The organism is Micropruina glycogenica (assembly GCF_900289045.1).
GTDB lineage: Bacteria > Actinomycetota > Actinomycetes > Propionibacteriales > Propionibacteriaceae > Micropruina > Micropruina glycogenica.
Genome location: NZ_LT985188.1, coordinates 168354 through 194220, shown reverse-complemented (window position 1 = coordinate 194220; position 25867 = coordinate 168354). Strand labels below are relative to the sequence as shown.

At 68.5% G+C, this 25867-nt stretch carries 19 protein-coding genes and 2 pseudogenes; 7 read left to right on the top strand and 14 right to left on the bottom strand.

The features are described from left to right. Window positions 1–101 precede the first annotated feature (101 nt). The 4 genes and pseudogenes from purQ to MPLG2_RS00855 form a co-directional block, all read right to left on the bottom strand. Window positions 102–782, bottom strand: a complete 681-nt coding sequence (purQ, locus tag MPLG2_RS00870; protein ID WP_105184515.1) for a phosphoribosylformylglycinamidine synthase subunit PurQ — start codon at window positions 780–782, stop codon at window positions 102–104. Further along, a pseudogene (purS, locus tag MPLG2_RS00865) lies at window positions 779–1021 on the bottom strand (phosphoribosylformylglycinamidine synthase subunit PurS); the annotation flags it as partial. The gene purQ and the pseudogene purS, both read right to left, overlap by 4 nt. Window positions 1022–1249: 228 nt before the next feature. Next, window positions 1250–2099 (bottom strand): annotated as a pseudogene (locus MPLG2_RS00860) (phosphoribosylaminoimidazolesuccinocarboxamide synthase); the annotation flags it as partial. A gap of 297 nt (window positions 2100–2396) precedes the next feature. Continuing rightward, window positions 2397–3248 (bottom strand): serine protein kinase RIO, encoded by an 852-nt coding sequence (locus MPLG2_RS00855; RefSeq protein WP_231935737.1) that lies wholly within the window; start codon window positions 3246–3248, stop codon window positions 2397–2399. 331 nt (window positions 3249–3579) lie between these two features. On the opposite strand from MPLG2_RS00855, the gene MPLG2_RS00850 reads away from it, so the two are divergent. Beyond that, complete coding sequence (locus MPLG2_RS00850; protein WP_231935736.1) at window positions 3580–7434, top strand: Pls/PosA family non-ribosomal peptide synthetase; 3855 nt, start codon at window positions 3580–3582, stop codon at window positions 7432–7434. After that, window positions 7434–8720, top strand: a complete 1287-nt coding sequence (locus MPLG2_RS00845) for a M1 family metallopeptidase (RefSeq protein WP_231935735.1) — start codon at window positions 7434–7436, stop codon at window positions 8718–8720. The genes MPLG2_RS00850 and MPLG2_RS00845 overlap by 1 nt, the downstream gene beginning before the upstream one ends. A gap of 277 nt (window positions 8721–8997) precedes the next feature. On the opposite strand, the gene MPLG2_RS00840 is transcribed toward MPLG2_RS00845, so the two are convergent. Beyond that, window positions 8998–9825 (bottom strand): alpha/beta hydrolase, encoded by an 828-nt coding sequence (locus MPLG2_RS00840; protein WP_158680757.1) that lies wholly within the window; start codon window positions 9823–9825, stop codon window positions 8998–9000. An 89-nt stretch (window positions 9826–9914) separates the two neighbouring features. Between MPLG2_RS00840 and MPLG2_RS00835 the strand changes: the two genes are divergently transcribed. Then, window positions 9915–11048, top strand: a complete 1134-nt coding sequence (locus MPLG2_RS00835) for a DUF3048 domain-containing protein (RefSeq protein WP_158680756.1) — start codon at window positions 9915–9917, stop codon at window positions 11046–11048. A 445-nt stretch (window positions 11049–11493) separates the two neighbouring features. Here MPLG2_RS00835 and purB read toward each other — a convergent pair whose 3' ends face one another. The 6 genes from purB to MPLG2_RS00810 all read right to left on the bottom strand — a co-directional run bounded on the left by purB (window position 11494) and on the right by MPLG2_RS00810 (window position 16796). Continuing rightward, window positions 11494–12924, bottom strand: a complete 1431-nt coding sequence (purB, locus tag MPLG2_RS00830; protein WP_105184509.1) for an adenylosuccinate lyase — start codon at window positions 12922–12924, stop codon at window positions 11494–11496. Between the two features lie 76 nt (window positions 12925–13000). Beyond that, window positions 13001–13693 carry a hypothetical protein gene (locus MPLG2_RS00825; protein ID WP_197710024.1) on the bottom strand — a complete coding sequence of 231 codons (693 nt, stop codon included), beginning with the start codon at window positions 13691–13693 and terminating at the stop codon, window positions 13001–13003. Next, window positions 13648–13779 carry a hypothetical protein gene (locus tag MPLG2_RS19590; protein ID WP_269459160.1) on the bottom strand — a complete coding sequence of 44 codons (132 nt, stop codon included), beginning with the start codon at window positions 13777–13779 and terminating at the stop codon, window positions 13648–13650. The genes MPLG2_RS00825 and MPLG2_RS19590 overlap by 46 nt, the downstream gene beginning before the upstream one ends. Before the next feature lie 32 nt (window positions 13780–13811). Next, window positions 13812–15161 (bottom strand): phosphoribosylamine--glycine ligase, encoded by a 1350-nt coding sequence (gene purD / locus MPLG2_RS00820; protein ID WP_105184508.1) that lies wholly within the window; start codon window positions 15159–15161, stop codon window positions 13812–13814. Window positions 15162–15436: 275 nt separating this feature from the next. Beyond that, window positions 15437–16096 (bottom strand): class I SAM-dependent DNA methyltransferase, encoded by a 660-nt coding sequence (locus tag MPLG2_RS00815; RefSeq protein ID WP_158680755.1) that lies wholly within the window; start codon window positions 16094–16096, stop codon window positions 15437–15439. 163 nt (window positions 16097–16259) lie between these two features. Continuing rightward, a complete protein-coding gene (locus tag MPLG2_RS00810; RefSeq protein WP_105184506.1) occupies window positions 16260–16796 on the bottom strand; it encodes a CGNR zinc finger domain-containing protein in 537 nt (178 codons plus the stop codon). Window positions 16797–16841: 45 nt separating this feature from the next. Here MPLG2_RS00810 and MPLG2_RS00805 point away from each other — a divergent pair, with 45 nt between their 5' ends. Continuing rightward, a complete protein-coding gene (locus MPLG2_RS00805) occupies window positions 16842–17822 on the top strand; it encodes an EamA family transporter (protein ID WP_105184505.1) in 981 nt (326 codons plus the stop codon). Window positions 17823–17889: 67 nt separating this feature from the next. Here the strand turns inward: MPLG2_RS00805 and MPLG2_RS00800 are convergent, their stop codons facing one another. Together MPLG2_RS00800 and MPLG2_RS00795 are read right to left on the bottom strand one after the other, a co-directional pair. Beyond that, window positions 17890–19176, bottom strand: coding sequence for an adenylosuccinate synthase (locus MPLG2_RS00800; RefSeq protein WP_105184504.1), 1287 nt, complete (start codon window positions 19174–19176; stop codon window positions 17890–17892). Between the two features lie 393 nt (window positions 19177–19569). Then, the gene (locus tag MPLG2_RS00795) at window positions 19570–19998 is read right to left on the bottom strand and encodes a DUF3151 domain-containing protein (RefSeq protein WP_105184503.1); all 429 of its coding nucleotides are present in this window, start codon (window positions 19996–19998) and stop codon (window positions 19570–19572) included. A 201-nt stretch (window positions 19999–20199) separates the two neighbouring features. On the opposite strand from MPLG2_RS00795, the gene MPLG2_RS00790 reads away from it, so the two are divergent. The 3 genes from MPLG2_RS00790 (at window position 20200) to MPLG2_RS00780 (ending at window position 24681) form a co-directional block, all read left to right on the top strand. Then, window positions 20200–21135, top strand: coding sequence for a nitroreductase family protein (locus MPLG2_RS00790; RefSeq protein ID WP_105184502.1), 936 nt, complete (start codon window positions 20200–20202; stop codon window positions 21133–21135). Window positions 21136–21201: 66 nt separating this feature from the next. Continuing rightward, window positions 21202–23076: an amylosucrase gene (locus tag MPLG2_RS00785; RefSeq protein WP_105187384.1), complete on the top strand. Its 1875-nt coding sequence runs from the start codon at window positions 21202–21204 to the stop codon at window positions 23074–23076. A 534-nt stretch (window positions 23077–23610) separates the two neighbouring features. Further along, window positions 23611–24681, top strand: coding sequence for an IS110 family RNA-guided transposase (locus MPLG2_RS00780; RefSeq protein WP_158680754.1), 1071 nt, complete (start codon window positions 23611–23613; stop codon window positions 24679–24681). Window positions 24682–24776: 95 nt separating this feature from the next. Here MPLG2_RS00780 and fbaA read toward each other — a convergent pair whose 3' ends face one another. Next, window positions 24777–25799, bottom strand: a complete 1023-nt coding sequence (gene fbaA / locus MPLG2_RS00775) for a class II fructose-bisphosphate aldolase (protein ID WP_105184500.1) — start codon at window positions 25797–25799, stop codon at window positions 24777–24779. Between the last annotated feature and the right edge of the window lie 68 nt (window positions 25800–25867).

The window sequence follows — 25867 nt, the reverse complement described above, 5'->3', positions numbered from 1 at the left end:
GGGGCCGTCCGGCGCCTGGGCCGGACGTGGGGACGGTTCCGAGTCGTGCGGTCCGTAGGGTCATACTCTGAGCCGGAATGAGAACCGTCCCCTATTACGGCTCAGCTCGGGACGGCCGCCAGAAACCGCTCGAGCGAGGCGAAGAACGTCCGACCGTCGAGGCTCGGGGACGTCAGTTCCTCCATGTTGTGCTCGGGGTGCGGCATGAGGCCGACCACGTTTCCGCGGGCGTTGGTGACCCCCGCGATGTCGTTGAGCGAGCCGTTGGGGTTGTCGTCGAGGTAGCGGAACACGACCTGGTTCTCGCCTTCGAGTCGGGCCAGCGTGTCGGGGTCGGCGACGAAGCCGCCCTCGCCGTTCTTGAGCACGATGGTGATCTCTTGGCCGGGTTCGAACGCGCCGGTCCAGACCGTGTCGATCGACTCGACGCGCAGCTTCTGATCACGGCAGACGAACGTGCGCACGTCGTTGCGAATCAATGCGCCCGGCAGCAGGTGCGATTCGCACAGCACCTGAAAGCCGTTGCAGATGCCCAGCACCGGCAAGCCCTGTTCGGCTGCCTGAATGACCTCGGTCATGATCGGGCTGAACCGGGCGATCGCGCCGCAGCGCAGGTAGTCGCCGTATGAGAAGCCGCCGGGCAGAATCACGGCGTCGACGCCCTGCAGCGACTCGTGCGCGTGCCACAGCGCGACCGCTTCGTGGCCGGCAAGCTTCACCGCGCGCTGGGCGTCGTGGTCGTCGAGCGAGCCGGGAAAGGTGACGACGCCGATGCGGCTCACTGTTCGACCCGCACGTCGAACGCCTCGATCACCGTGTTGGCGAGCAGTTTCTCGGCCGCCTCACGCACCTGATCGAGCCGCTCGTCGGTGAGGTCGCCCTCAACGTCGACCTCGAACCGCTTGCCCTGCCGAACGGTCAGGCCGTCGAAACCCAGACGCTTGAGCGCCCCGGTCACCGCCTTGCCCTGCGGGTCGAGAATCTCGGGCTTGGGCATCACATCCACGATCACGCGCGCCATGACCGGCATCCTATCGGCGCCCGACGCACGGGTCGGCCTCGGCTCAGAAGCGGAACACGACGAAAGGTGAGCGCCAGTGGCTGCGGCCAAGGCGTGCAGAGGCGAGGGTGACAGCACTGGCGCTCACCTTTCGTCATCGGCCCGAGGCATTCGACTGGACGGCCGTGACGGTTGATCGCACGCCCTGATTCAAGGGCGCGAAATGACGACACAGTCAGGCGGCGAAGGGGCGTCCGGTGAGCTTCTCGTACGCCTCGACGTACTTGGCCCGGGTGGCGGCCACCACCTCGTCCGGCAGGGGTGGCGGCGGGGAGTCGGACGCCTTGTCCCAGCCGGACTCCTTGGTCAGCCAGTCGCGGACGAACTGCTTGTCGAAGGACGGCAGGGCCACGCCCGGCTGCCAGGTGGCGGCGTCCCAGAACCGGGACGAGTCGGGGGTCAGCACCTCGTCGGCGAGCACCAGGGTGCCGTCGGGGCGGAGGCCGAACTCGAACTTGGTGTCGGCGAGGATGATGCCCTTGCCGCGGGCGATCGCCTCAGCGGTAGCGTAGATGCTCAGGGTGAGATCGCGCAGGCGCTCGGCAAGTTCAGGGCCGTGCAGCGCGACGATCGTGGCGTAGTCGACGTTCTCGTCGTGCTCGCCTATGGGGGCTTTGATGGCGGGGGTGAAGATCGGCTCGGGAAGGCGCGATCCGTCGACGAGACCCTCGGGCAGCGGAATGTCACACACGGTGCCCGATCGCTGGTATTCGGCCCAACCCGAGCCGGTCAGGTAGCCGCGGGCGACGCATTCGACGGGCACCATGTCGAGGGGCTCGGCCACCACGGCCCGACCCCGGACGGCCGCGGGCACATCGGTGCTGACGATGTGGTTGGGCACGTCCGAAAGCTGGTCGAACCACCACAGCGACAGTTGGTTGAGAATCGCGCCCTTGTCGGGAATCGGGGTGGCCAACACGTGGTCGTAGGCCGAAATGGCGTCCGTGGCGACCATCAGAATGTTGCCGTCGGGCAGCGCGTAGAGGCGGCGAACCTTTCCGGCGTGCAGCAGCGGCAGGTCGAGCGCGATGTCCGTCACGGCGTCAGTCTAGAGAAGCGGCCGGGGGCGGTTCCTGTCAGTTCAGGGGACGGTTCTCCGACCACACAGGGGACGGTTCTTCGATCGCTTGGAGAACCGTCCCTCACCGGTTGGAGAACCGTCCCCTACCCGGGTGGAGAACCGTCCCCTACCCGGGCGTCCCCTCACCGGTTGGAGAACCGTCCCCTCACCGGGTGGAGAACCGTCCCCTACCCGGGTGGAGAACCGTCCCCTACCCGGGTGGAGAACCGTCCTCACCGGCTCACCGGGTCTCGACAGGCTCGACCAACGACACCCTCACCAGGCGGCACCCAGCACCTCGGCCAGCAGCACGTCGGCGTCGACCGGCAGGCCCTTGCGCACGAACCAGTCGGCCAGGTTGCGGCAGTCGCGATGCAGAAAGTCGACTCCGTTGGGGTTGCTGACCAGATCGAGCACCTGCGGCACGTCGATGATCACCAGTTCGGGCTCGAGGCCGTCCATGCCGCGCACCAGCACGTTGAACGGGCTGAGGTCGCCGTGCACCAGTTGCAGCGAGCCGAAGGTGATCATCGCCTCGACCACCTGCGCCCACAGCCAGCGCAACTGGTCCGGGTCGGGGTCGGTTTGGGCCAGCCGGGGTGCGGCCGCCCGCCCGTCGCCGATGAACTCCATCAGAATCTCGCCGCCGTCGACCTGCACCGGGTACGGCACCCGCACCCCTGCCGTCCACAACTGTTTGAGCGTCGCGAACTCGGCCTGCGACCAGCGCGTCGCCTCGATCTGCCGACCGAAGCCCGACTTGAGCCGCACGGCCCGGTTCTCGCGGCTGTCGCGGCCCCGCCGGCCTTCGGTGTAGCTGGACGCCCGGTGAAACAGCCGATGCTCGGCCGCCCGGTAACGCTTGGCGGCCAGCAGGCACGACTCGGCCCCCGGCACGGCGCGCTCGATCAGAAACACGTCGGCCTCTTTGCCGGTCTTCAGCAGCCCGAGTTCGGTGTCGAGCGCCGCCTCGGACGTGACGAGCCACCCGGGCCTTGGTTTCGGGCCGCGGGACGATCGGTCGACGCTTCGCCACGTCGACCAGCGTTGGTCGCTGCCCAGGTCTTCAGACAGCGCGATGTATTGCAACGCAGCCCAGTCGACGGCTGCGTGTTCTTGTGATGACAAGCGGTTTCTCCTGGTGAGAGGAGGCCCGCTGGGTGGCCGATGGGCCGAGGGTTCAGTGGCAGCGAGCCTCGATGGGTTCGGACGCGAGCGCGCCCACGACAGTGATGGACATGTCGCGCACCTCCCTTCGAGTCGCCGGTTGCAGGTCAGGAGTTCGCCTGGCCGAGCCGTGATACCGACCGCCAACGATACGCCGATCACGGTGAACCCGATACCCCTACCCCGGCCCTTCGCGACGACGCGAACCGTTCACCTGCTGTTCGCCTGACGGCGCGATAATGCAGGCACCACCCGAGTCGAGCCGCCGCACGACGGCATGAGGAGCAGTTTCGTGACCCTGTTGCGCGGCCCGTTCGCCCCACCACCGCGCACCCTGGTGGACGTCTTTCGCGAAACCGTCGCCGAATGCGGCGACGACGAGGCACTCGACAACGGCGTGATCGTGCTGACCTACGACGAGTTCGCGGACGCCGCCGACGACGTCGCCGACGACCTGGCCGAGCTGGGCATCGGCCCCGGCGACAAGGTCGGCGTGCGCATCGCTTCGGGCACCACCGAGTTGTACGTGGCGATCATGGGCATTCTGCTGGCCGGCGCAGCCTACGTGCCGGTCGACGCCGACGATCCCGACGAGCGCGCCCGCACCGTGTTCACCGAGGCCGACGTGCGCGCGGTGATCGGCAACGATCTCGAGATCACCCGCCGGGGCCCGGTCAGGCCACCCGCAGAACGGGTCGACCCGACACCCGACGACGACGCCTGGGTGATCTTCACCTCGGGCTCGACCGGCAAGCCCAAGGGGGTGGCGGTCACCCACCGCAACGCCGCCGCGTTCGTCGACGCCGAGGCCCGCATCTTTCTCACTGACGCCCCGCTCGGGGTGGGCGACCGGGTCATGGCCGGGCTGTCGGTGGCCTTCGACGCCTCGTGCGAAGAGATGTGGCTGGCGTGGCGCTACGGGGCCTGCCTGGTGCCGGCGCCACGCTCGCTGGTGCGCTCGGGCATGGACCTAGGGCCCTGGCTGCAGGCCAACCGCATCACCGTGGTGAGCACCGTGCCGACCCTGGTGTCGCTGTGGCCGATGGAAGCCCTGGCCAGGGTGCGGCTGCTGATTCTGGGCGGCGAGGCCTGCCCGCCCGAACTGGGCGCCCGGCTGGTCACCCCGCAGCGCGAGGTCTGGAACACCTACGGCCCCACCGAGGCCACCGTGGTCGCCTGCGGCGCCAAGCTGACCGGCGAACCGCCGATTCGCATCGGCCTGCCACTGGACGGCTGGGACCTTGCGGTCGTCGACCCGGCCGGCCACCCGGTGCCGCCCGACGGCACCGGCGAGCTGATCATCGGTGGGGTCGGCCTGGCCCGCTACCTCGACCCCGTCAAGGACGCCGAGAAGTACGCTCCGCTGCCGTCTCTAGGGTGGGAGCGGGCCTACCGGTCGGGCGATCTGGTGGTGAACGACGAGGCCGGGCTGCTGTTCGTGGGCCGCGCCGACGACCAGGTGAAGGTCGGCGGACGGCGCATCGAACTGGGTGAGATCGACAACGCCCTGCTCGACCTGCCGGGGGTCAGCGGTGCGGCCGCGGCGGTGCGGCGCACCACCTCGGGCAGCCAGTTGCTGGTGGGCTACGTCGCCGTCGAACCCGGCTTCGACGCCCACGAATCGCTGGCCCTGCTGCGCGAACGACTGCCCGCTCCCCTGGTGCCCCGGCTGGCGGTGGTGCCCGAACTGCCCACCCGCACCTCAGGCAAGATCGACCGCGACGCCCTGCCCTGGCCGCTGCCCGACGCGGGCGGAGGGTCGTCCGACCTGCAACTCAGCGGCACCCAGGCGATGGTGCGCGACCACTGGGAATCGGCGCTCGGCACGCGGGTGACAACGCTCGATGCCGACTTCTTCGATCTCGGCGGCGGCTCGCTGACCGCGGCGCAGATGGTGTCGTTGCTGCGCCGCACCCACCCGGAGGTGACGGTCGCCGACATCTACGACCACCCGCGGCTGGCCGATTTGGCCCACCACCTCGACGAGATGGCCGCGCCCCTGTCGCAACTCAACGCCAACGTGCGGCCGGTGCCGGTCAAGACCCAACGCGGCCAACTGCTGGCGCTGCTGCCGTTGCGCACCATCGCCGGGCTGCGCTGGACGATCTGGGCCGCGGCCGGCGCCAACCTCGGCAACGCCGCCGGGCTGACCTGGCTGCCGACCCTGTCGTGGTGGTGGGTGCTGCTCGGTGCCCTGCTGCTGATCTTCACCCCGGGACGGCTGCTGCTCACCGCCATTGGCGTGCGGGTGATTCTGGGCGGTCTCGCGCCCGGCAGCTACCCACGCGGCGGGCGGGTGCACCTGCGGCTCTGGCTGGCCGAACGGTTCGCCGACGAGATGGGGGCCGAGTCGATCGCCGCCGCCGTCCTGCTGCGCTGGTACGCCCGGCTGCTGGGCGTCACCGTCGAACCGCACGTCGACCTGCACAGCGCCCCGCCCGTCACCGGCCTGCTGCATCTGGGCGAGGGCTGTTCGGTCGAACCAGAGGTCGACCTGACCGGGCACTGGTTGGACGGCGACCAACTGATCGTCGGGGCCATCACGGTGGGCAGGGGTGCCCGGGTGGGTGCGCGCAGCACTCTGGTCGCCGGTGCCGACGTGGGCGCCGGTGCCGAGGTGGCCCCCGGTTCGGCAGTGTTCGGACGGGTCGGGGCCGGCGAGTACTGGTCGGGCTCGCCCGCGGTGAAGGTGCGCGATCAGGCACGGGGGCCGTGGCCGCATCGTCCGAACAACAACCCGGCGTGGTTGGCCGGCTATGCGGGCATGGGCGTGCTGATCGCCGCCCTGCCGTTGCTGGCCACGCTCGCCGGGCTGGCCGTGGTGTGGCCGGCGCTGCGCGGGGCGGCCTCGGTGGGCTCGGCCCTGGTGGCAGTGCTGCCCTGGCTGCTGCCCGCCACCCTGGTGGGCTACGTCACGCTGGCCCTGCTGATCTGGGTGCTGGTGCGGTTGCTCGGCATCGGCCTGGTGGCCGGGCATCACCCGGTGCAGTCACGCATCTCGTGGCAGGCCTGGTCGACGATCCGAGTGCTCGACGAGGCCCGCACCTGGTTGTTTCCGTTGTATTCGAGCTTCGCCACCCCGGCCTGGCTGCGCAGCCTGGGCGCCACCATCGGCCACGAGGTCGAAGCGAGCACCACGCTGATGATTCCCAAGCTGGTCACCGTCGCCGACGGGGCGTTTCTGGCCGACGACACCCTGATCGGTGGCTACGAGCTGGGCGGCGGCTGGCTGCGCATCGAAGAGGTGCGCATCGGCAAGCACGCCTTCGTCGGCAACTCGGGCATGGCCGCCCCGGGCCGCAAGGTGCCCAAGGGTGGGCTGGTCGCGGTGTTGTCGGCGGCCCCGGCCAGGGCGCGGGCCAAGCGAGGGACGTCCTGGATCGGCTCGCCGCCCACCAAGCTGCGCCGCACCGCAGGCAACGCCGACACCTCACGCACCTACGCCCCCACCACGGCGCTGAAGCTGGCCCGGGCCGGCGTCGAGCTGTGCCGGCTGCTCGCCCCGCTGACCCTGGTGACGCTCACTTTGGTGTGCGTCGCGGCAGTGGTGGCGTTGGCCGGCGTCGGTTGGTGGCTTGCCGCATTGGCGTCCGGGGTGGTGCTCGCGGTGGGCGGAGTGCTGGCGGCAGCGTCGGCGTCCATCGCCAAATGGGTGCTGCTGGGCAGGCTGAAGCCGTCGGACCACCCGCTGTGGAGCTCGCTGGTGTGGCGCAACGAGCTGGCCGACATGTTCGTCGAACTGCTGGCCGCGCCGTGGTTCGCGCACCCCACCATGGGTACGCCCGCGCTGAACGCGTGGTTTCGCACCATGGGCGCCAAGGTGGGCGAGGGCGTGTGGTGCGAGACCTACTGGTTGCCCGAGGCCGACCTGATCGACCTGCGCGCCGGCGTGACCGTGAACGCCGGCTGTGTGGTGCAGACCCACCTGTTTCACGACCGGGTGCTCAGCATGGACACCGTCACCCTGCGGGCGGGCGCGACACTGGGCCCCAACAGTGTGATTCTGCCCGCGGCCACCATCGGACGACACGCTACGATCGGCCCGGTATCGCTGGTCATGCGCGGTGAATCCGTACCTGACAAGACCCGTTGGATCGGCAATCCGATCGCCCCGTGGCCGGCGTCCGAGCCGACCACGGAGGAATGATGCCCGCAGCCGACGCCTATGTTCCCGGGCACGGCAATCGTCGATTCGGCGTGCGGGCGTACGACCTCGACCTCGACTACCGCATCGCCACCAACCACCTCAGTGCGCGGGCGGTGCTCGAGATCGAGGCCGCCGAGCCGCTCGATCAGGTGGCGCTCGACCTGTACGGGTTGACCGTGACGAAGGTGAAGGTGGGTGGACGGCCGGCGCGGTTCACCCATCGCGACCGCAAGCTGCGCATCGCGTTGGCCTCGCCGGTCAAGGCGGGGTCGCGGCTGAGCGTCGAGATCGACTATGCGGGCAAGCCGCGTCCGATGCCGAGCGTGTTCGGGCCGGTCGGCTGGGAAGAACTCACCGACGGCGTGCTGGTGGCCGCGCAGCCGTGCGGGGCGCCGTCGTGGTTTCCGTGCAACGACCGGCCCGATGACAAGGCCAGCTACCGGTTCGCGATCACGGTGGCCGACGGCTATCGGGTGGTGGCCAACGGTGTGCTGGCCGGGCGCGAGCGACGCTCGGGCCGCACGACCTGGCGCTACGTGCAGGCACAGCCGATGGCGCCCTACCTGGCGGTGCTGCACATCGGACGCTACGTGAGCACGGCGGCCGGCGAGGTGGAGGTGCTGCACCCGCGCACGGTGCCGGTGGGCGTGGGCACCGCGTTCGAGCGTCAGGCCGACATGCTCGAGGTGTTCACCGGGCTGTTCGGCCCCTACCCGTTCGACGGCTACGCGGTGGTGATCACCGCCGACGACCTGGAGATTCCGCTCGAGGCACAGACACTGTCGACCTTCGGCGCCAATCACGCGGTGGCGGGCTGGAACAACGAACGCCTGGTCGCGCACGAACTGGCCCACCAGTGGTTCGGCAACAGCCTGACCGCCGCCACCTGGGCCGACATCTGGCTGCACGAAGGATTCGCCTGCTACAGCGAGTGGCTGTGGTCTGAGGCGTCCGGGGGGCGAAGCGCCGACGAACTGGCGCGCGAGCATCACCGCAAGCTGGCCGCGCTGCCGCAGGACTTGTTGCTCGGCGATCCGGGCCGCGACGACATGTTCGACGACCGGGTGTACAAGCGGGGGGCGCTCACCCTGCACGCGCTGCGGGCTCTGCTGGGTGACCGGTTCTTCGACATGCTGCGTGACTGGACGGCCGCGAACCGGTGGGGCGTGGTCACGACTCCGGCGTTCGTCGATTTCGCCCAGCGGTACACAAAGGGCGACGTGGCGGGCCTGATCGCGCGTTGGGTCTACGCTAAGCCGCTGCCGCCGCTGACTTTCGCTGGTTGAGCCTGTCGAAACCAGGTGCTGCCGCTCTGTGACGGATCGTCATCCCGGCATGCGCCGGGATGACGAAGGGGTCGGCCAACTCGCTCCCCGTCATCCCGGCGAAGGCCGGGATCTCTGCCGACCACGAACGAACCGGTGAGCATCTCGACCAACCGGACGTAGCCTCGTCCGTGGTCAGCCAACTCGCTCCCCGTCATCCCGGCGAAAGCCGGGATCTCTGCCGACCACGAACGAACCGGTGAGCATCTCGACCAACCGGACGTAGCCTCGTCCCAACTCAGCCGGCCAGCCACCCCGCGATCGCGCGCACGCCGACGCCGAACGGCGGCTTCTCGGGACGGGCCAGAAAGCCGTGCGTGGTGCCGTGCAGGTACCAACCCTCGTGCGGAACGTCCGCCTGGGTGAGCCGGTGGGCGAAGTTCTCGGCCGAGGCACGCAGCAGGTCGCGGTCGGCGTTCAGCAGGTGCACCGGCGGCAGCCCGGTCAGATCGCCCAGCCCGGGAAAGATCGCGTGATTGTGCAGGTCGTCTGCATGGCCGGCGTGATTGACCGCCGCGCGCCGCACCATCTCTTGCACGACCCGCAGGTCGGACACCCCGAACATGCGCCGGCGCAGCGACGCCGACGGTTCGGGCAGCACCCCGTGGAACAGCCCGTACAGAAACGCCAGGCCGGCCGGACGACTGCCCTCACCGTCACGCAACCGCAGCGCGACCGCCGCCGCCAGGCAGGCGCCGGCGCTCGCACCACCCAGCCACATCGCACCGCCGTGGCTGCGCTGGGCGTCGAGCCAGGCGTCCATCACCTGGTCTTGACTGACCGGGTAGCGAAACGGCGACGGCCGGAGCCGCAACGGCCCGACCAGCGGAAACATCGGCAGCAGTCCGTACTCGACGCTGGTGACCGGAAATCCGGCCTTCGCCACTGCCATGCTGACGGCGTGAGCCTCGGGTTCGTCGAGCGTGCCGACCACCCAGCCACCCCCGTGCACCCACACCAGCCGCGGGCCGGACGGCTCGCCGTCGGGGGTGTACTCGCGCACCCTGACCTCGCCGTGACGGCCGGGAACGCCGCGCTCGATCCAGGTCGGCTGCCCCACGGTCACCTCCGGCTGCTGCGCCGCGACGACGGCGCCCCGCCCATGATGCCAGCCTTGACCTTTGGGGTGTGATGCGAGGTTGTACCTTGTGTGGCATGCATGAACTGAGCCGTCGAACGGCGCTCGTCGGCCTGCTCGCAACCGCGGGTGCTGTGGCCGCGGGCTGCTCGGGTACGCCGAGTCCGTCCACCAGTGGGTCCGTCGCGCCGTCGACGAGCGCGTCGCCCAGCCCATCCCCGTCCGTTTCGGTCGACACCAGGCCCCGCTGGCCGCTGTCGGGCAAGCTGCTCAAGGACGCCGACGACGCCAAACACGCCGCGGTGGCGGTGAAGGTGCCCGACAACAAGAACGAGCACCCGCAGCGGGGCCTCGACGAGGCCGACATCGTGTTCGTCGAGTTGGACGGCTACCGCGACTCCGCCGGCTACAGCAGCACCCGGCTGGTGCCGGTGTTCCACTCGAAGATGGCCGAATCGGTGGGCCCGGTGCGCTCGATTCGTCCGGTGGACATTCCGCTGCTCAGCCCCATGCACGCGATCATCGGCAACACCGGCGCGACCGGCTGGGTGCTCAAGTACGTGAAGCACTACGGCAGCTACCTCGAAGGCATGTTGTCGTACATGAACACCAAGGGCACCGGGTCGTACGGCATCGACTCGGCCCGGGTGCGGGTGTACCAGGGCAACACGTACTACGACCGGGCCGTGGTGTGCCACCCGTCGGTGCTCGCCAAGCAGACCAAGAAGTTTCGCGACGGGCCGCCGCAGGTCTACTTTCCGTTCGGTGACGCCAAGGTGGCCAGCACTCGCGACGGCAAGACCGCTGCCTCGATCAGTGTTCCGTGGAAGAGCGGCAACAGCTACAACATGAGCTACACCTGGAGCGAGAAAACCGGCACCTGGCTACGCAGTATGCCTTGGGGCCCGCACGTTCTGGCCGGCGGCAAACGGGTGGCCCCCGACAACGTGCTGATCATTCGGGCCAAACAGCACTACGACAAGATCTACAGCGGCTCGGGCCACGACGAACCCATTCACGACATCATCGACACCTCGGGCCCGTTCCACTACTTTCACGGCGGCAAGTACGTGACCGGCACGTGGAAGAAGGGCAGCATCGAAGAGCTGTTCGAGTTCACCCTCGACGACGGCAGCCCGCTGTCGATGGCGCCGGGTCAGACCTACGTCGAGTTGCCCAACAAGTCGGCGAAGATCGTCATCAAGTCCTGAACGGCGAAGCGCGCAGGCTCACGATCACTGATGGCGGCATCATCTCTGCTGCCGCCTCAAAGAACTGGTGCCGCGAAATAACCCGGCATGAGTTACCCAGGACGGCAGTACTAACCGATGGCGGCATCGGTGGTCGAGCCTTTCGAGACCTCGCCTCGCTGAGGTGGCGATAGGCTCAGTCTGCAAGAAGTCCCGCGCTGTAGATCGCGACGCGGCAGCCGGGACGGTTCTCGGACGGTTGGAGAACCGTCCCCTCACCGGTTGGAGAACCGTCCCCTCACCGGTTGGAGAACCGTCCCCTCACCGGTTGCAGAACCGTCCCCTCACCGGTTGGAGAACCGTCCCCTCACCGGTTGCAGAACCGTCCCCTCACCGGTTGGAGAACCGTCCCCTCACCGGTTGGAGAACCGTCCCCTCACCGGTTGGAGAACCGTCCCCTGAACCGTCAGAGCACCGAGCCGGGGGTGTAGCCCGCGGCGGCCGGGTACTTCTTGGCGATGCGTTTCACCTTGTCGGCCACGTCGTCGACCTGATCGCGGGCCGCGCCGGTGAGTTCGAGCGGGTCGGCCTGGGTGGCCTCCAACTGCTCACGGGTGAGCCCCAGCCGAGAGTCGGCCGCCAGCCGGTCGAGCAGGTCGTTGGTGCGCGCCCCCTGCCGCAACCCCAGCGCCACCGCCACGGCGTGCTCTTTGATCGCCTCGTGCGCGACCTCGCGACCCACCCCGTTGCGGACGGCCGCCATCAGCACCTTCGTGGTGGTCAGGAACGGCAGGTAGCGGGCCAGTTCGGCCTCGATCACGGCCGGGAACGCGCCGAACTCGGCCAGCACCGTCAGGAACGTCTCGAACAGGCCGTCCAGGGCGTAGAAGGCGTCGGGCAACGCCACCCGTCGCACCACCGAGCACGACACGTCACCCTCGTTCCACTGGTCGCCGGCCAGCTCGCCCACCATCGTGGCGTACCCGCGCAGCACCACCGCCAGCCCGTTGACCCGCTCGCACGAGCGGGTGTTCATCTTGTGGGGCATGGCCGACGACCCGACCTGGCCCTCTTTGAATCCTTCGGTGACCAGCTCGTGGCCGGCCATCAGCCGAATGGTCGTCGCCACGTTGGACGGCGCCGCCGCCACCTGCACCAGGGCGGTCAACACCTCGTAGTCGAGCGAACGCGGGTACACCTGGCCGGTCGAGGTGAAGATGCGGGCGAAGCCCAGGTACTGGCCGATCTGGTTCTCGAGCGCCAACTGCTTCTTGGCGCTGCCGCCGAGCAGGTCGAGCATGTCCTGCGCGGTGCCCATCGGGCCCTTGATGCCGCGGGCCGGGTAGCGGTTGATCAGCTCATCGACGCGCGCGAACGCGACCAGCAGTTCGTCCGCGGCCGTCGCGAACCGCTTGCCCAGAGTGGTGAGCTGCGCGGCGACGTTGTGCGACCGTCCGGTGAGCGCTTGATCGCGGTACTGCACGGCGAGCCGCGACAGGGCGACCAGAACGGTGACGATGCGCTCGCGCACCAGCTTCAGACCGCTCAGCACCTGGTACTGCTCGATGTTCTCGGTGAGGTCGCGGCTGGTCATGCCCTTGTGCACGTGCTCATGCCCGGCCAGCGCGTTGAACTCTTCGATGCGCGCCTTCACGTCGTGCCGGGTGACCCGCTCGCGGGCCTCGATCGAGGCTAGATCGACCTGCTCGAGCACCCGCTGGTAGTCGGCGATTACTTCGGCCGCGTCGGCGCCGCCGAAGTCGACGCCCAGGTCTTTCTGCGCCTTCAGCACGGCCAGCCAGAGCCGGCGCTCGGCCACGATCTTCTGCTCGGGGCTCCAGATCGCCCGCATCTGTTCGGACGCATAACGGGTGGCCAGCACGTTGGGAACGGTCATGGGTTCATGCTTTCACGAGCCTGCTGCTCTCAGGTGCAGCCGTGGACGGAGCGGGACGGGTGCGCCGACCGGGCAGTCACGCGGTGCTGCCGGCGGCGACCACCAGCCGGTCGTGACGGCGGCGCGAGGCGAGGTACGCCGCGATCACCGCGGCGATGCCGATGGCGGCAACCGCGACCACCACGGTCGACCGTCCGGCGGCGTTCACGATGATCGCAACCAACGCCCACAGCAGCGTGATCGGGTAGCCAGGCAGCGCCGAACCGACCAGGTAGGTCACCGCCACCCCGAGCGCCGCGGCCGCGATCAACAGCGCGAGTTGCCAACCCAGCGCCTGCGGATCAGCGACTGATCGGCCCAGATCGGCGGCCCAGTTGAGAAAGACCGCGGCGCTGGCCCACGCTGCGTAGTTTCCCATCGTGGTGCGCACCAGCAGGGTGATTCGCGCGTCGACGTCGGCAGCGGCCGGCCGGGCAGCGATCAGTGCGGCGTCGATCAGCACCACGACCATCACGGTGAGCAGCACCGAGGGCAGCCAGTCGATGGACGCCGCCGACACCAGCAGCCACGACGCAGCCGCGGCACAGGCAACGGCGAGGTCGACGGTCAACCGCTGGGCCGACGGGTTGCCCGAAACCCGGGTGTGCACGAACACCACACCGGTGGCGATGCACGCCAGGTAGATGACCGCCCAGATGGTGAAGGCGTAACCGGCGGGGTTGATCAGCAGGTCGACTCGTCGGAGTTGGGGTCGGTGCCGAACAGCCACAACGGCAGTACCACCGCGACGGCCTGCGCCACGGCGAGCACCAGCACGGCACAGGCGGCGGCAGCGGAGATTCGAGAAGAACGCATCATTCCAGCCTAGCGAGCAGCCCGAAACCGCCTCACCACTCCCCCGCGTCACCCTCGGCCACGTCGGCCAGGTACTGGGCGTAGCTGGAGTTGACCTGATAGGTCTTCGACACCTCGATGTCGCCCTGCTCGGCCCGCTCGGCGATGTCGCTGCGGCAGAACAGGCTCGGGGCGTCCAGGTCGGCCACCCCGGCGTAGGCATCGGCCCGCGCCTGGCTCAGCGTGGACGCCTGGGCCACCACGGCGAGCACCCGACCGCCGGACGCCACCAGTTCACCCGCGTCGTTCAGCGCCGTGCCGGCATGCACGATGTGCACGTTGTCGCTCGAGCCCTGCAACCGCGGTCCGTCGATCACCCCACCCAGCGACGGCTGGCCCGGGTACCCGTTCGCAGCGAGCACCACGGCCACCGCCGAGCCCGGCTTCCAGGCCAGTTCGCCCACGTCTTCGAGGTCGCCGGTGGCGGCCGCGTAGAGCACCTGGCCCAACGGCGAATCGAGCGCGGCCAGCACCGCCTGGGTCTCGGGATCGCCGAAGCGCACGTTGAACTCGACCACCCGCAGGCCCTTCGAGGTGAGCGCCAGCCCCGCGTACAACAACCCGACGAAGGGCGTGCCCTGCCGGCCCAGTTCGGCGATCGTGGGCTCGATCACGCTCTCCATGATCTCGTCGACCAGCCCGGGCGGCGCCCACGGCAGCGGCGTGTAGGCGCCCATGCCGCCGGTGTTCGGGCCGCTGTCGCCGTCACCGACGCGCTTGAAGTCCTGGGCCGGCTGCAGCGGCAGGGCCGTGAGGCCATCGGTGATCGCGAACAGGCTCACCTCGGGCCCGTCCAGAAACTCTTCGACCACCACCGGCAGGCAACCCTCGGCGTGCGCGAGCGCAGCAGCCCGGTCGTGGGTGACGATGACGCCCTTGCCGGCCGCCAGCCCGTCGTCCTTCACCACGTGGGGGGCGCCGAAGTGGTCGAGTGCATGAGCGACCTCGTCCAGAGTCTCGCAGTAGCGCGACCGAGCCGTGGGCACCCCGGCGGCCGCCATCAACTCTTTCGCGAACGCCTTCGACCCCTCGAGCCGGGCCGCGGCCTTGGACGGCCCGAAGCACGCGATGCCGGCCCCCCGAACGGCGTCGGCGACGCCGGCCACCAAGGGCGCCTCGGGGCCGATGACCACCAGGTCGACCCGCAACCGGCGGGCCAGGGTGACGACGGCCCGGGCGTCGTTGATGTCGACCGGATAGTTGGTGGCCACGGTTGCCGTGCCGGGGTTGCCGGGCGCGCAGAACAGTCTGGTGACGGACGGGTCGTGCGACAATGCCAGAGCAAGCGCGTGTTCGCGCCCACCGCTGCCGACGACCAAGACGGAAAGCTGCTGATTTCGCACGCGCACAGCCTAATGGCGTGTGCCCCAAGCGGCTCGCCGGTTGGCGAGGGCCGAGTCAGGCATCGCAAGACAGCGGAAGCAGGGATCTCTCGTTCGCGCTCGACGCACTGTGCCACGCTGGTCGACCGGCCGAACCCTTGGTCGAGCTTGTCGAAAGCCACAGGAGGTCTCGACAACCTCGACCAAAGTGACCGAGCCGCTGGGTGAGCTATCGAACGCCTCGCCACGCGAAGGTCTCGACGGGCTTCACCGGCGGTGATCAGCGTCTGTGGTGCTCACGCATCGGTGCCTTCGGAGCGCTGCGCGTCTTTGCGGGCGGTGGCCAAGAAGACGCCGAAGGTTCGGCTGACGCCGTCCACCTCTTTGTCGACCTCAAGCACGCGTCGCACGGTCAGATGCCCGAAACCGGCCGCTGACAAGGCTCGGCGCAGCATGCCCCGTTTGAACCCGTGATGGCCGGTGAAGCCGGGGTCGTGGTATTCCCCCTGCTCGGGCTCCAAATCGAGAACGGCGATCCAACCACCGTCGACGGTCGCCTTGGCCAGTTGTTTCAGCAGCAACGGAACATCGTCGACGTGATGCATCACCATCATCGAGATCACCAGGTCGAACTTCTGCCCCTCGGGCACCGCTGCCTGCGTGAGGTCGTGCACCTCGGCCCGCATGCCGGCGCGGCCCGAGTCGGCGATGCGCCGCCGGGCCACCTCGACCATGCCGTCGGAGAAGTCCAGCAGCAGCATGTCGCCCACCCGATCGGCCAGTGCGAAGGCCAACAGGCCGGTGCCGGCACCGTAGTCGAGCACCGACCATGACGGGTCGACGGGCACCTCGGCGGCTATCGCGTCGGCGGCGCGACGGGCCCGCTCGACTCTGCGCGGGTCGTCGTCCCAGGTTGCCGCCTGACTGGCGAACCAGCGAGCGTCGTAGGTCGTCATGGCCCACATGCTGCCCCACAAGGGGCCGCCGTGGAAGGGAAACGGCTTCTGAACAGCCGCTTGACCTCGCGTGGAATGCGACGTCGGCACTTGTGCTGGACGACCGTCCGATCGCGTGGCTGCCTGCACAACCGCCCGGCCAACGGTGCGCGGCGAGGCGCAGTCAGTCGGCCCGCTTGCGCCGGGCTCGGTAGGCCGCGACGTTGCTGCGGTTGCCACAGCCCGAGTCGCAGAACTTGCGCGACCGGTTGCGGCTGAGATCGAGCACCACCTGATCGCAGTCGTCGGCCGCGCAGTACGACAGCCGGTCGAGATCGCCGGCGCGCACGACGTCCATCATCGACATGGCGTACTCCACCACCATGCGCACCACCAGTGGGTCGTCGGCTCTGGTGGCGTGAATGTGCCAGTCGAAACCGTCGTGTCGCACGAGTTGCGGTAACGCATTGCCCTCGAACAGCAGGGCATTGATCAGGTTCACCACCGTCTGCTCGTCGGCGCCCCAGAAGCCGGCCAGCCGGTCACGCACGTCGCGCACGGCCTGCAGTTCGGCCTCGTCGTGGTTGCGGCCGCCCGACCAGCGCCACCGGTCGCAGAGGTCGTCGAGGTCGGCAACAGTCGTGAGCGTGTCGGGGTGGCGGGTGTTCACCAACGCCGTGAGCGCCTGCAAAGACAGACGGGTGTCATGAGTGAAATCCATCTTGACTCCTGACGCATCGATGCGATGTCATGAGCATGTTAACTCATGACCCATTACACAAAGGGAAGGATCGTGATGGCCGAGGCGCTGGCAGAGGTGACCGAAGCGCCACGCGTCATGCGTTCGGGAGCCGTGGCCGGCTGGACGGCCGCCCTGGTGTCGGCCGCGGCCTTCGGCACGTCCGGCGCCTTCGCCAAACCGCTGCTCGCCTCGGGGTGGAGCGCCGGGGCCGTGGTGTCGGTTCGGCTCGGCCTCGCCGCCGTGGTGCTGCTGATTCCCGGCCTGCTGGCGCTGCGCGGACGGTGGCGGCTGCTGCTGGCCCACTGGCGTCCGCTGCTCGCGTACGGGGTGTTCGGCGGCGCGACCGCACAGGTGTCGTTCTTCAACGCCGTGCAGTACGTGCCGGTGGCGCTCGGCCTGCTGCTGGAATACCTGGGGATTCTGCTGGTCGTGGGCTGGGTGGCTCTGCGCACGCGACGCCTGCCGTCGAGGCTGACCCTGGTGGGCGTCGTGGTGGCGATCGCCGGGCTGGTGATCGTGCTCGACCCGGGCTGCATGGGCGCACTGGACCCGCGCGGCCTGGCCTGGGGGCTGCTGGCCGCGTTCGGGCTGGCGGTGTACTTCGTGGTGTCGGCCCGCGAGATGACGCTGCCGGCGCTCACGTTCGTGGCCGTCGGGTTGTCGATCGGAACCGTCGCCATTGTCATCGCGGGGGTGGCTGGGCTGATGCCTCTGCGGGCGACCACCGCCGATGTGGTGTTCGTCGGGGTCACGCTGGCCTGGTGGGTACCGCTGCTCGAACTGGCCCTGGTGGCCGCTGCGGCGGCGTACGCACTGGGGTTCGTGGGCGTGCAGCACCTGGGCTCGACGGTGGCGAGCTTCGTGGGGCTGACCGAGGTGCTGTTCGCCGTGCTGTGGGCCTGGCTGCTGCTGGGCGAGCTGCCCGGGTTGCCGCAACTGGTCGGCGGCGTCGTTCTGCTCGCCGGAGTTGCCGCGGTGCAGCGGGGTCAGGCGCTGTCGTCCTGAACCGAAGGAACCGTCCCCTGAACTGGAAGAACCGTCCCCTGAACGTTCAGGGGACGGTTCTTTCGGTTCACAGCAGGTCGTGCAGCATGACCACCTGTTCGCGGCCCGGGCCGACGCCGATGCCAGAGATACGGGCGCCACTCAGCTCTTCGAGCCGACGCACGTACGCCTGGCAGGTCTTCGGCAGGTCGGCAAAGGTGCGGGCACCTGAGATGTCTTCGCTCCAGCCGTCCTGCAACTCGTAGACCGGCACGGCTCGGGCGAAGTCGGTCTGGGTCATCGGCAGCCGGTCGTGCCGCTCGCCGTCCACGTCGTAGGCCACGCAGACCGGGATCTTGGGCCACCCCGACAGAATGTCGAGCTTGGTCAGAAAGATGTCGGTGAACGCGTTGGTGCTGGCCGCGGCGTCGACCACCAGGGCGTCGTACCAGCCACAGCGGCGCTTGCGCCCCGTGGTGGTGCCGAACTCGGCCCCGTCGGCGCGAATCTTGTCGCCGTCGGCGTCCAACAGCTCGGTGGGGAAGGGGCCCTCGCCCACTCGCGTGGTGTAGGCCTTGGCGATGCCGATCACCCGGTCGATGCGGGTGGGTCCCACGCCTGCGCCGGTGCACGCGCCCGCCGCGATCGGGTTGGACGACGTCACGTAGGGGTAGGTGCCGTGGTCGACGTCGAGGTGATGCGCCTGGGCGCCCTCGAACAGCACCACCTTGTCGGCGTCCAGGGCGTCGATGAGCACCCGAGAGATGTCGGTGACCATCGGCCGCAGCCGATCGACGTGGCCGAGCAGCCGCTCGGTGATCTGGTCGGGGTCGATGGCGCGCTGGTTGTAGACCTTCACCAGCAGGTGGTTCTTCTGCCACAGGGCGGCCTCGACCTTTTCGCGCAGCAGTTGCTCGTCGAACAGGTCTTGCACCCGAATGCCGAGCCGATTCACCTTGTCTGAGTAGGCCGGGCCGACGCCGCGCCCGGTGGTGCCGATCTTGCGCTTGCCCAGAAACCGCTCCGACACCTTGTCGATGGTCTGGTGGTAGGGCGTGATCAGGTGGGCGTTGGCCGAAACCAGCAGGTTCTTCGCGGCATCGACGCCGCGGGCGGCCAGGCCGTCGATCTCGTCGAACAGCACGTCGAGGTCGATCACCACGCCGTTGCCGATCACCGGCACGCTGTTGGGGTTGAGAATGCCGGACGGCAGCAGGTGCAGCGCGTAGCGTTCCCCACCCACCACGAGGGTGTGGCCCGCGTTGTTGCCGCCTGAATAGCGAACCGTGTAGTCGACCCGGTCGCCCAGTTGATCGGTGGCCTTGCCCTTGCCCTCGTCGCCCCATTGCGCTCCGACGACCACGATGCCCGGCATGTGTACTCCTCCGGCATGAGAACGGCCCGTCTCACGGGCCCTTACCTGGTGAGCCTATCGGAGTGGGTCGTCAGGCCCGGCACCGTTCCTCAGAGCGGCTAGAACGGTATACATGTGCGGGCATCCGTCCACAGCACCGGGCGGTGACCCGGGGACGGTTGTCGGTAATCGACCACGTGGACTGACCCGGGATTCCCGGTTATTGGCAACCACGGTTACCTGAAGGCCACAGGAATGCAGTTCGGCTGACCGGCGATCTCGAGATCGTCGTACGATCGCGGCGGCGCTGCAGACTTTCGGCCTGCAACACGACATCGTGCAGCGAGGGTGACATCGTGCAGGCATCTCGAGATCGCTCAACCTCACAGAAACCCGCCCGCAACGTGCCTCGAATCAGAGCGTGTTGCCCGACAGTTCCGCGTAACCGGTGGGCGACGAGTCCACCAAGAGCTGCACGCAGCGGTCGTATTCCGCCGTCTCACCGATCGCCCGGGCGGCCTGCGCCAAGGCCCACACCGCTCGTAGAAAGCCCTGGTTGGGCTCGTGTTCCCACGGCACCAGTCCGGCGCCGCGCCAGCCGTTGCGCCGCAGTGCGTCCAGGCCACGGTGGTAACCGGTGCGGGCGAACGCGTAGGCCTGCAGCACTCCTTCACGGGTGCCGTTCGCCAGTGCCAGCTCGGCCAGCACGGCCCAGGCCAAACTCGAGGCCGGAAACTCCGCAGCCACCTCGAACGGGTCGGAATCGGTCGGCGCGGTGGCGGCGACGTCGTCGGGCAACAGGGTGCGGTTGGCGTGCGGGTCGGCGAAGGGCAGGTGCGACATGGCCCTCACCCTACCGAGAGCGTCGGGCGCCACTTTGTGGTTGATATGCCGGCGGATTTTGTGGCCGCAGCTCCACGCCGCCACTTTATGGTTGGAATAGGTACCCCCCGCGGGTATCTATTTCAACCATAAAGTGGCGGAGGCGTTGGGCCTCAGCGCAGCAGCGATTCTTTTCAACCAAAAAGTGGCGATACTGACCCCGTGACCTGGGTCGACGACGTACTGCGCACCGAGCCGCTGGCTCGCAGGGCGCCCAGCGTGCTGAACACCCAACCGGTGGTGCTGCGTCGCGGCGAGAACTTCGTCGAAGTCGACTGGGATCCTGCCCGCACACTGAGCGTGCTCGACCCCCGTCACGACCAACTCTGGCTCGCTCTGGGTGCCTTCGTGGAGGCCATGCTGATCGCCGGCGCCGCCGCCGGCCTGGGGGTGCGCGTCGAACCCGCCCTCGACGAAGCCCGGCACCGGTTCGCGCTGCTGCACTCCGGCCCGGTGGTACGCCCACCGTTCGACGCCGACGACCTGCGCAATCGGGTCACCGGGGTCGGACGGTTCGCCGAGCCCTCGCCCAGCATCGCCGAAGTCGAGCACCTCGCCGACCGGGCGGCACTTCCGGCGAACGCCCGGGTGATCGCCTGGGAACGCGCGACCGGCGATCCGCTGGTCGAGCGTGCCCACCGCTGGCTGTTCGCCACCCCCGAACCGCGCCGCGAACTGCGGGCCTGGGTGCGTCCGGGTGCAGACGACGGCATCGAACCCGTCGCCCTGGGCCTGCCGGCCTGGCGAGCCGCCCTTTTTCTGGCATCGCGCGGGGCCGTGGACGACGGCATCGCCGACCTGCTGGGCGGCCACCCGCGCGGGCTCGGCACGGTGGCGGCGCTGGTCGACACCGGCGGCTCCCCCGTGCCGTGGACGATGGGCGCCGCGCTGCTGAGACTGGGGCTGCACGGCATTCGGCACGGCCTGCGACTGCAGCCGCTGCCGCACGTGACGGCCTGCCCCGACACCGCCGCCACCATGGCGCTGCTGCTCGAGGCAGCCGACGTCGCAGGCCGCGTGGTCACCGTCGTGCGCATCGGTACACCGCAGGTCGAACCGCCGCTCAGCCGTCGCCGGCCGACCCCGATCGTGGGCTGACGAGCCTCCCAGATGGTCTGCGACCTCGATGTGAAATTGCCTGCAACCACGCTCTATGCTGCCGCCATGGTCGATGACGACACCACGTTCCAACTGCGCATGGACCGCTACGGCCCTGAACTGCTGAGCGGTCTCGAAGGTGCCTACGGCGACCGCGCCGGCGAGCTGTTCGAGCGGCTGACCGAGGCTCTGCGCGGCGCGTTCGACGCCCGTCCGGCCGATCTGCGCGTGCTCGACGAGGCCCGCCTGCTCAGTCCCGACTGGCTGCAGCGCCCCGATCAGATCGGCTACGTCTGCTATGCCGACCGGTTCGCCCGCTCGCTGCCCAAGGTCTCCGACCACATCGACCACCTGGAATCGCTCGGCGTCACCTACCTGCACCTGATGCCGCTGCTCGAGCCGCGGCCGGGTGACAGTGACGGCGGGTACGCGGTGGCCGACTACCGCGCGGTCGACCCGCGCCTGGGCACCATGGACGACCTGGTGGCGCTGGCCACTACCCTGCGCCGCCACCACATGTCGCTGGTGGTCGACCTGGTGCTCAACCATGTGGCCAAAGAGCACGAGTGGGCGGCCCGCGCCCGCGCCGGTGAGCAGAAGTACCGTGACTATTTTCTGATCTACCCCGACCGCACCGAACCCGACGCCTACGAGCGCACCCTGCCAGAGATCTTTCCCGACTTCGCCCCCGGCAGCTTCACCTTCGACGACGAGCTCAACGGCTGGGTCTGGACGACCTTCAACTCGTTTCAGTGGGACCTCAACTGGGCCAACCCCGACGTCTTCGCCGAGTTCGTCGACATCATCTGCTTTCTGGCCAACAACGGCGTCGAGGTCATGCGACTCGACGCCATCGCGTTCATCTGGAAGGTGCTCGGCACCGACTGCCAGAACGAACCGCCGGTGCACGAGATCACCCAGGCACTGCGGGCCGCACTGCGCATCGTCGCCCCAGCCTGTGCGCTCAAGGCAGAGGCGATCGTCGGGCCGCAAGACCTGATCGCCTACCTGGGCCAGGGCAAGCACTTCGGCAAGGTGAGTGATCTGGCCTACCACAACTCGGTGATGGTGCAACTCTGGGGGGCCCTGGCTTCACGGCACACCCGGCTGTTCGAGGTGGCCCTGTCGAACTTTCCGGCCAAGCCCGCCTCGGCCACCTGGGGCACCTACGTGCGTTGCCACGACGACATCGGCTGGGCGATCGGCGACGACGACGCCCGCGGCGCCTACCTCGAGGGGCATTCGCACCGCGCGTTTCTCTCGGAGTTCTACGCCGGCCTCTACCCCGGCTCGTTCGCCAGGGGCCTGGTGTTTCAGTTCAACCCGATCAACAACGACCGCCGCATCAGCGGCACGCTGGCCAGCCTGGCCGGCGTCGAGGCCGCGCTGGCCGCCGGTGACGACGGTCAGCTCGCGGACGCCATCGCCCGGGTGAACCTGCTGCACACGTTCGTGCTGGGCTTCGGTGGCGTGCCCCTGCTGTACATGGGCGACGAGATCGGCATGCTGAACGATCACTCGTACCTCGACGACCCCGACCATGCCGGCGACAACCGGTGGGTGCACCGTCCGAAGATGGACTGGGGCCTGGTCGCCGACGCCGAGGCCGACGCGTCCAGCCCCGCCGGGCGCGTGCTGTCGGGCCTCAAACACTCCATCGGCGTGCGCAAGCGGCTGCCGCACCTGCACGCCTCGGTTGAATCACGGGTGCTGCCGAGCCCCGATTCGCGGGTGCTGCTGCTCACCCGTGAGCACCCCGAGGGCATGCTGATCGAGGTGTACAACTTCAGCGAGGACGTCGTCGACCTGCCGGTGTACGCGCTGCGCGACCGGCTCGGGTCGACCGCGGTCGAGCACATCAGCGGCTATGACTATTCCCTCGAACCCGAGACGCTGCGGGTGCGGCCCTACCAGCCGCTGTGGCTGACCGCCAAGGGCTGACCGAGGCGGTACCGGAGCGCGAGACCGGGCCAAAGTTGACCTGACCAGCGGGAACGGTTCTGGATCACTGCAGACACCGAAGAGAGTGTTGATCTGGCCACCTCAGACGGGGTGTCAGATCTCAACATCATCATCTTCGGAGCTCTGACCGCGCTCGCCGAGCACCGACACATGGGGGTTGAATGGCCATCACGGTCGTTCCCGGGGTCTCGACAAGCTGTGAGAGTTGGTGGTGGCTGGCCTGGGGCTAGCTGGCAGGGTGGTGGGACCGGTTGTTCGTGTGCGGGTCGTGACCCTTCGACAAGCTGACCGTCCGCAATTGTGCGGGGTGTCTTGGTCGAGATCTGTCCGGCTCGTGCACGGAGAACCGGCCGACCATCCCGGCCCACTCGTTGGCCTGATAGAAGCCCGTCCCACCGCTTTGGCGGGGTGACCGATCACAGTAACGCCACGGGTGACTCTTTCCCCGGGATGGCCGCGCCGGTTCGACCGGCTCGATGCCCAACATCCCGAAAACAGGAGGCTCAGACACCGATGGCCATCGTTGCAGATACCTACACCTATGTGGTGGGTGTGGACACCCACGCCGCCACTCATCATTACGCGATCGTGGAGACCCGTAGCGGCGGCCAGATCACCCACGGGAAGTTCCCCACCCATGCCGCGGGCTTGTTGCGGGCCGTGGATTGGATCAGCCGCCGCACCAGTGTTGACGACAACCCAGCTGTCGACCAGGTGCTGATCAGCATGGAAGGCACCGGCAGTTACGGCGCCCAGGCAGCCGAGCTGCTCGCCGCACGCGGTTACCGGGTCGTCGACGCACCCTCGCCGAAACGGGCTCGTGGCAGCGGCAAGAACGACCACATCGATGCCCTGGTCGCTGCCCGCGGCGCGTTACCCAAGGACAGCGAACGGCTCGCCGACCGACGCGCCGGCCATACCCGTGCCGCGCTGCAGATCCTGCTCACCGCCCGCGACAGCATGCGACGCGACCGGACCCGTTCCAAGAACCAGCTCACCGCGCTGCTACGCACCCACAACCTCGACATCGATGCCCGCAAGGGAATCAACAAGGTCCACATCAGCCTCATTGCGGGCTGGCGCAAGCGGCCCACCGACACCACCCTGGCCCGGATCGCCCGCACCGAAGCGCACCGCCTCGCCACCCGCATCCACACCCTGGACGCCGACCTCGACAGCAACGAGAAAGCCATCAACGCCCTCGTGCGTGAACTCGAACCAACCCTGCTCGACCTGCCCGGCCTCGGACCCATCAACGCCGCCATTGTGCTCGCCGTCTGGTCTCACCCCGGCCGCATCCATGACGAAGCCGGCTTCGCCAAGATCGGCGGCGTCTGCCCCCTGGAGATCTCCTCGGGCAACTCCAAGGATCATCGCCTCAACCGCACCGGCGACCGACAACTCAACTCAGCCCTGAACTCCATCGCGAACACCCGCATGCGACACGACGAAACCACCAAGGCCTACGTCAAGAAACGCAAACAGCAAGGCCAAACCAAACCCCGAATCCGACGCTGCCTCAAGCGCTACATCGCCCGCCAAATCTTCCGACACCTCAACACGACCACCCTTGACAAGACATAGAAGCGTCTCGACCAGCGAAATCAGGAGGCTCGACCAGCGCCGCCGAACGCGACGATGCCCGGGCCGAAGCCCGGGCATCGTCGTTGGTGACTGAATCAGCCGATGGTCTTGCCGGCCGAACGCAGGTTCTCGCAGGCATCGACGATGCGCTGGGCCATGCCGGCCTCGGCCGCCTTGCCCCACGCGCGCGGGTCGTACATCTTCTTGTTGCCAACCTCGCCGTCGACCTTGAGCACGCCGTCGTAGTTGGTCATCATCCAGCCGGCCACCGGGCGGGTGAACGCGTACTGGGTGTCGGTGTCGATGTTCATCTTCACCACGCCGTAGTCGACTGCGTCGCTGATCTCTTGCGGCGTCGAGCCCGAGCCGCCGTGGAACACCAGGTCGAACGGCTTCTCGCGGCCGTACTTGGCGCCGACGGCGTCCTGAATCTCTTTGAGCACCTCAGGACGCAGCTTGACCGAACCCGGCTTGTAGACGCCGTGCACGTTGCCGAAGGTCAGGGCGACGATGTACCGCCCCTTCTCGCCCAGGCCCAGCTTCTCGACCGTGGCCATGCCGTCTTCGACCGTGGTGTAGAGCTTGTCGTTGATCTCGGCGGCGACGCCGTCCTCTTCGCCACCGACCACGCCGACCTCGATCTCGAGAATCTGACGGGCCTTGCTGGTGAGCGCGAGCAGTTCGTCGGCGATGGTCAGGTTCTCGGCCATCGGCACGGCCGAGCCGTCCCACATGTGGGACTGGAACAGCGGCTCGAGGCCGCGGTCGACGCGCTCTTGCGAGATGGCGATGAGCGGCTTGACGTAGGTGTCGAGCTTCTCTTTCTGGCAGTGGTCGGTGTGCAGCACGATGTTGACCGGGTAGTTCGCGGCCACCACGTGCGCGTACTCGGCCAGCGCGACCGCACCGGTGACCATGTGCTTGATGGTCGGGCCGGAGGCGTACTCGGCTCCACCGGTGCTGACCTGCACGATGCCGTCGGAACCGGCGGCGGCGAAGCCCGCCAGCGCGGCGTTCAGGGACTGCGACGACGTGATGTTGATCGCGGGAAAGGCGAACGAACCAGCCTTCGCCGCCGCCAGCATCTCGGCGTACTTCTCGGGTGTTGCGATGGGCATGTACTGCGCTCCTCACGGGGGTCGTGACATCAACGATCGGCAACTACGGCTGCCGCACCTGGCCAGTC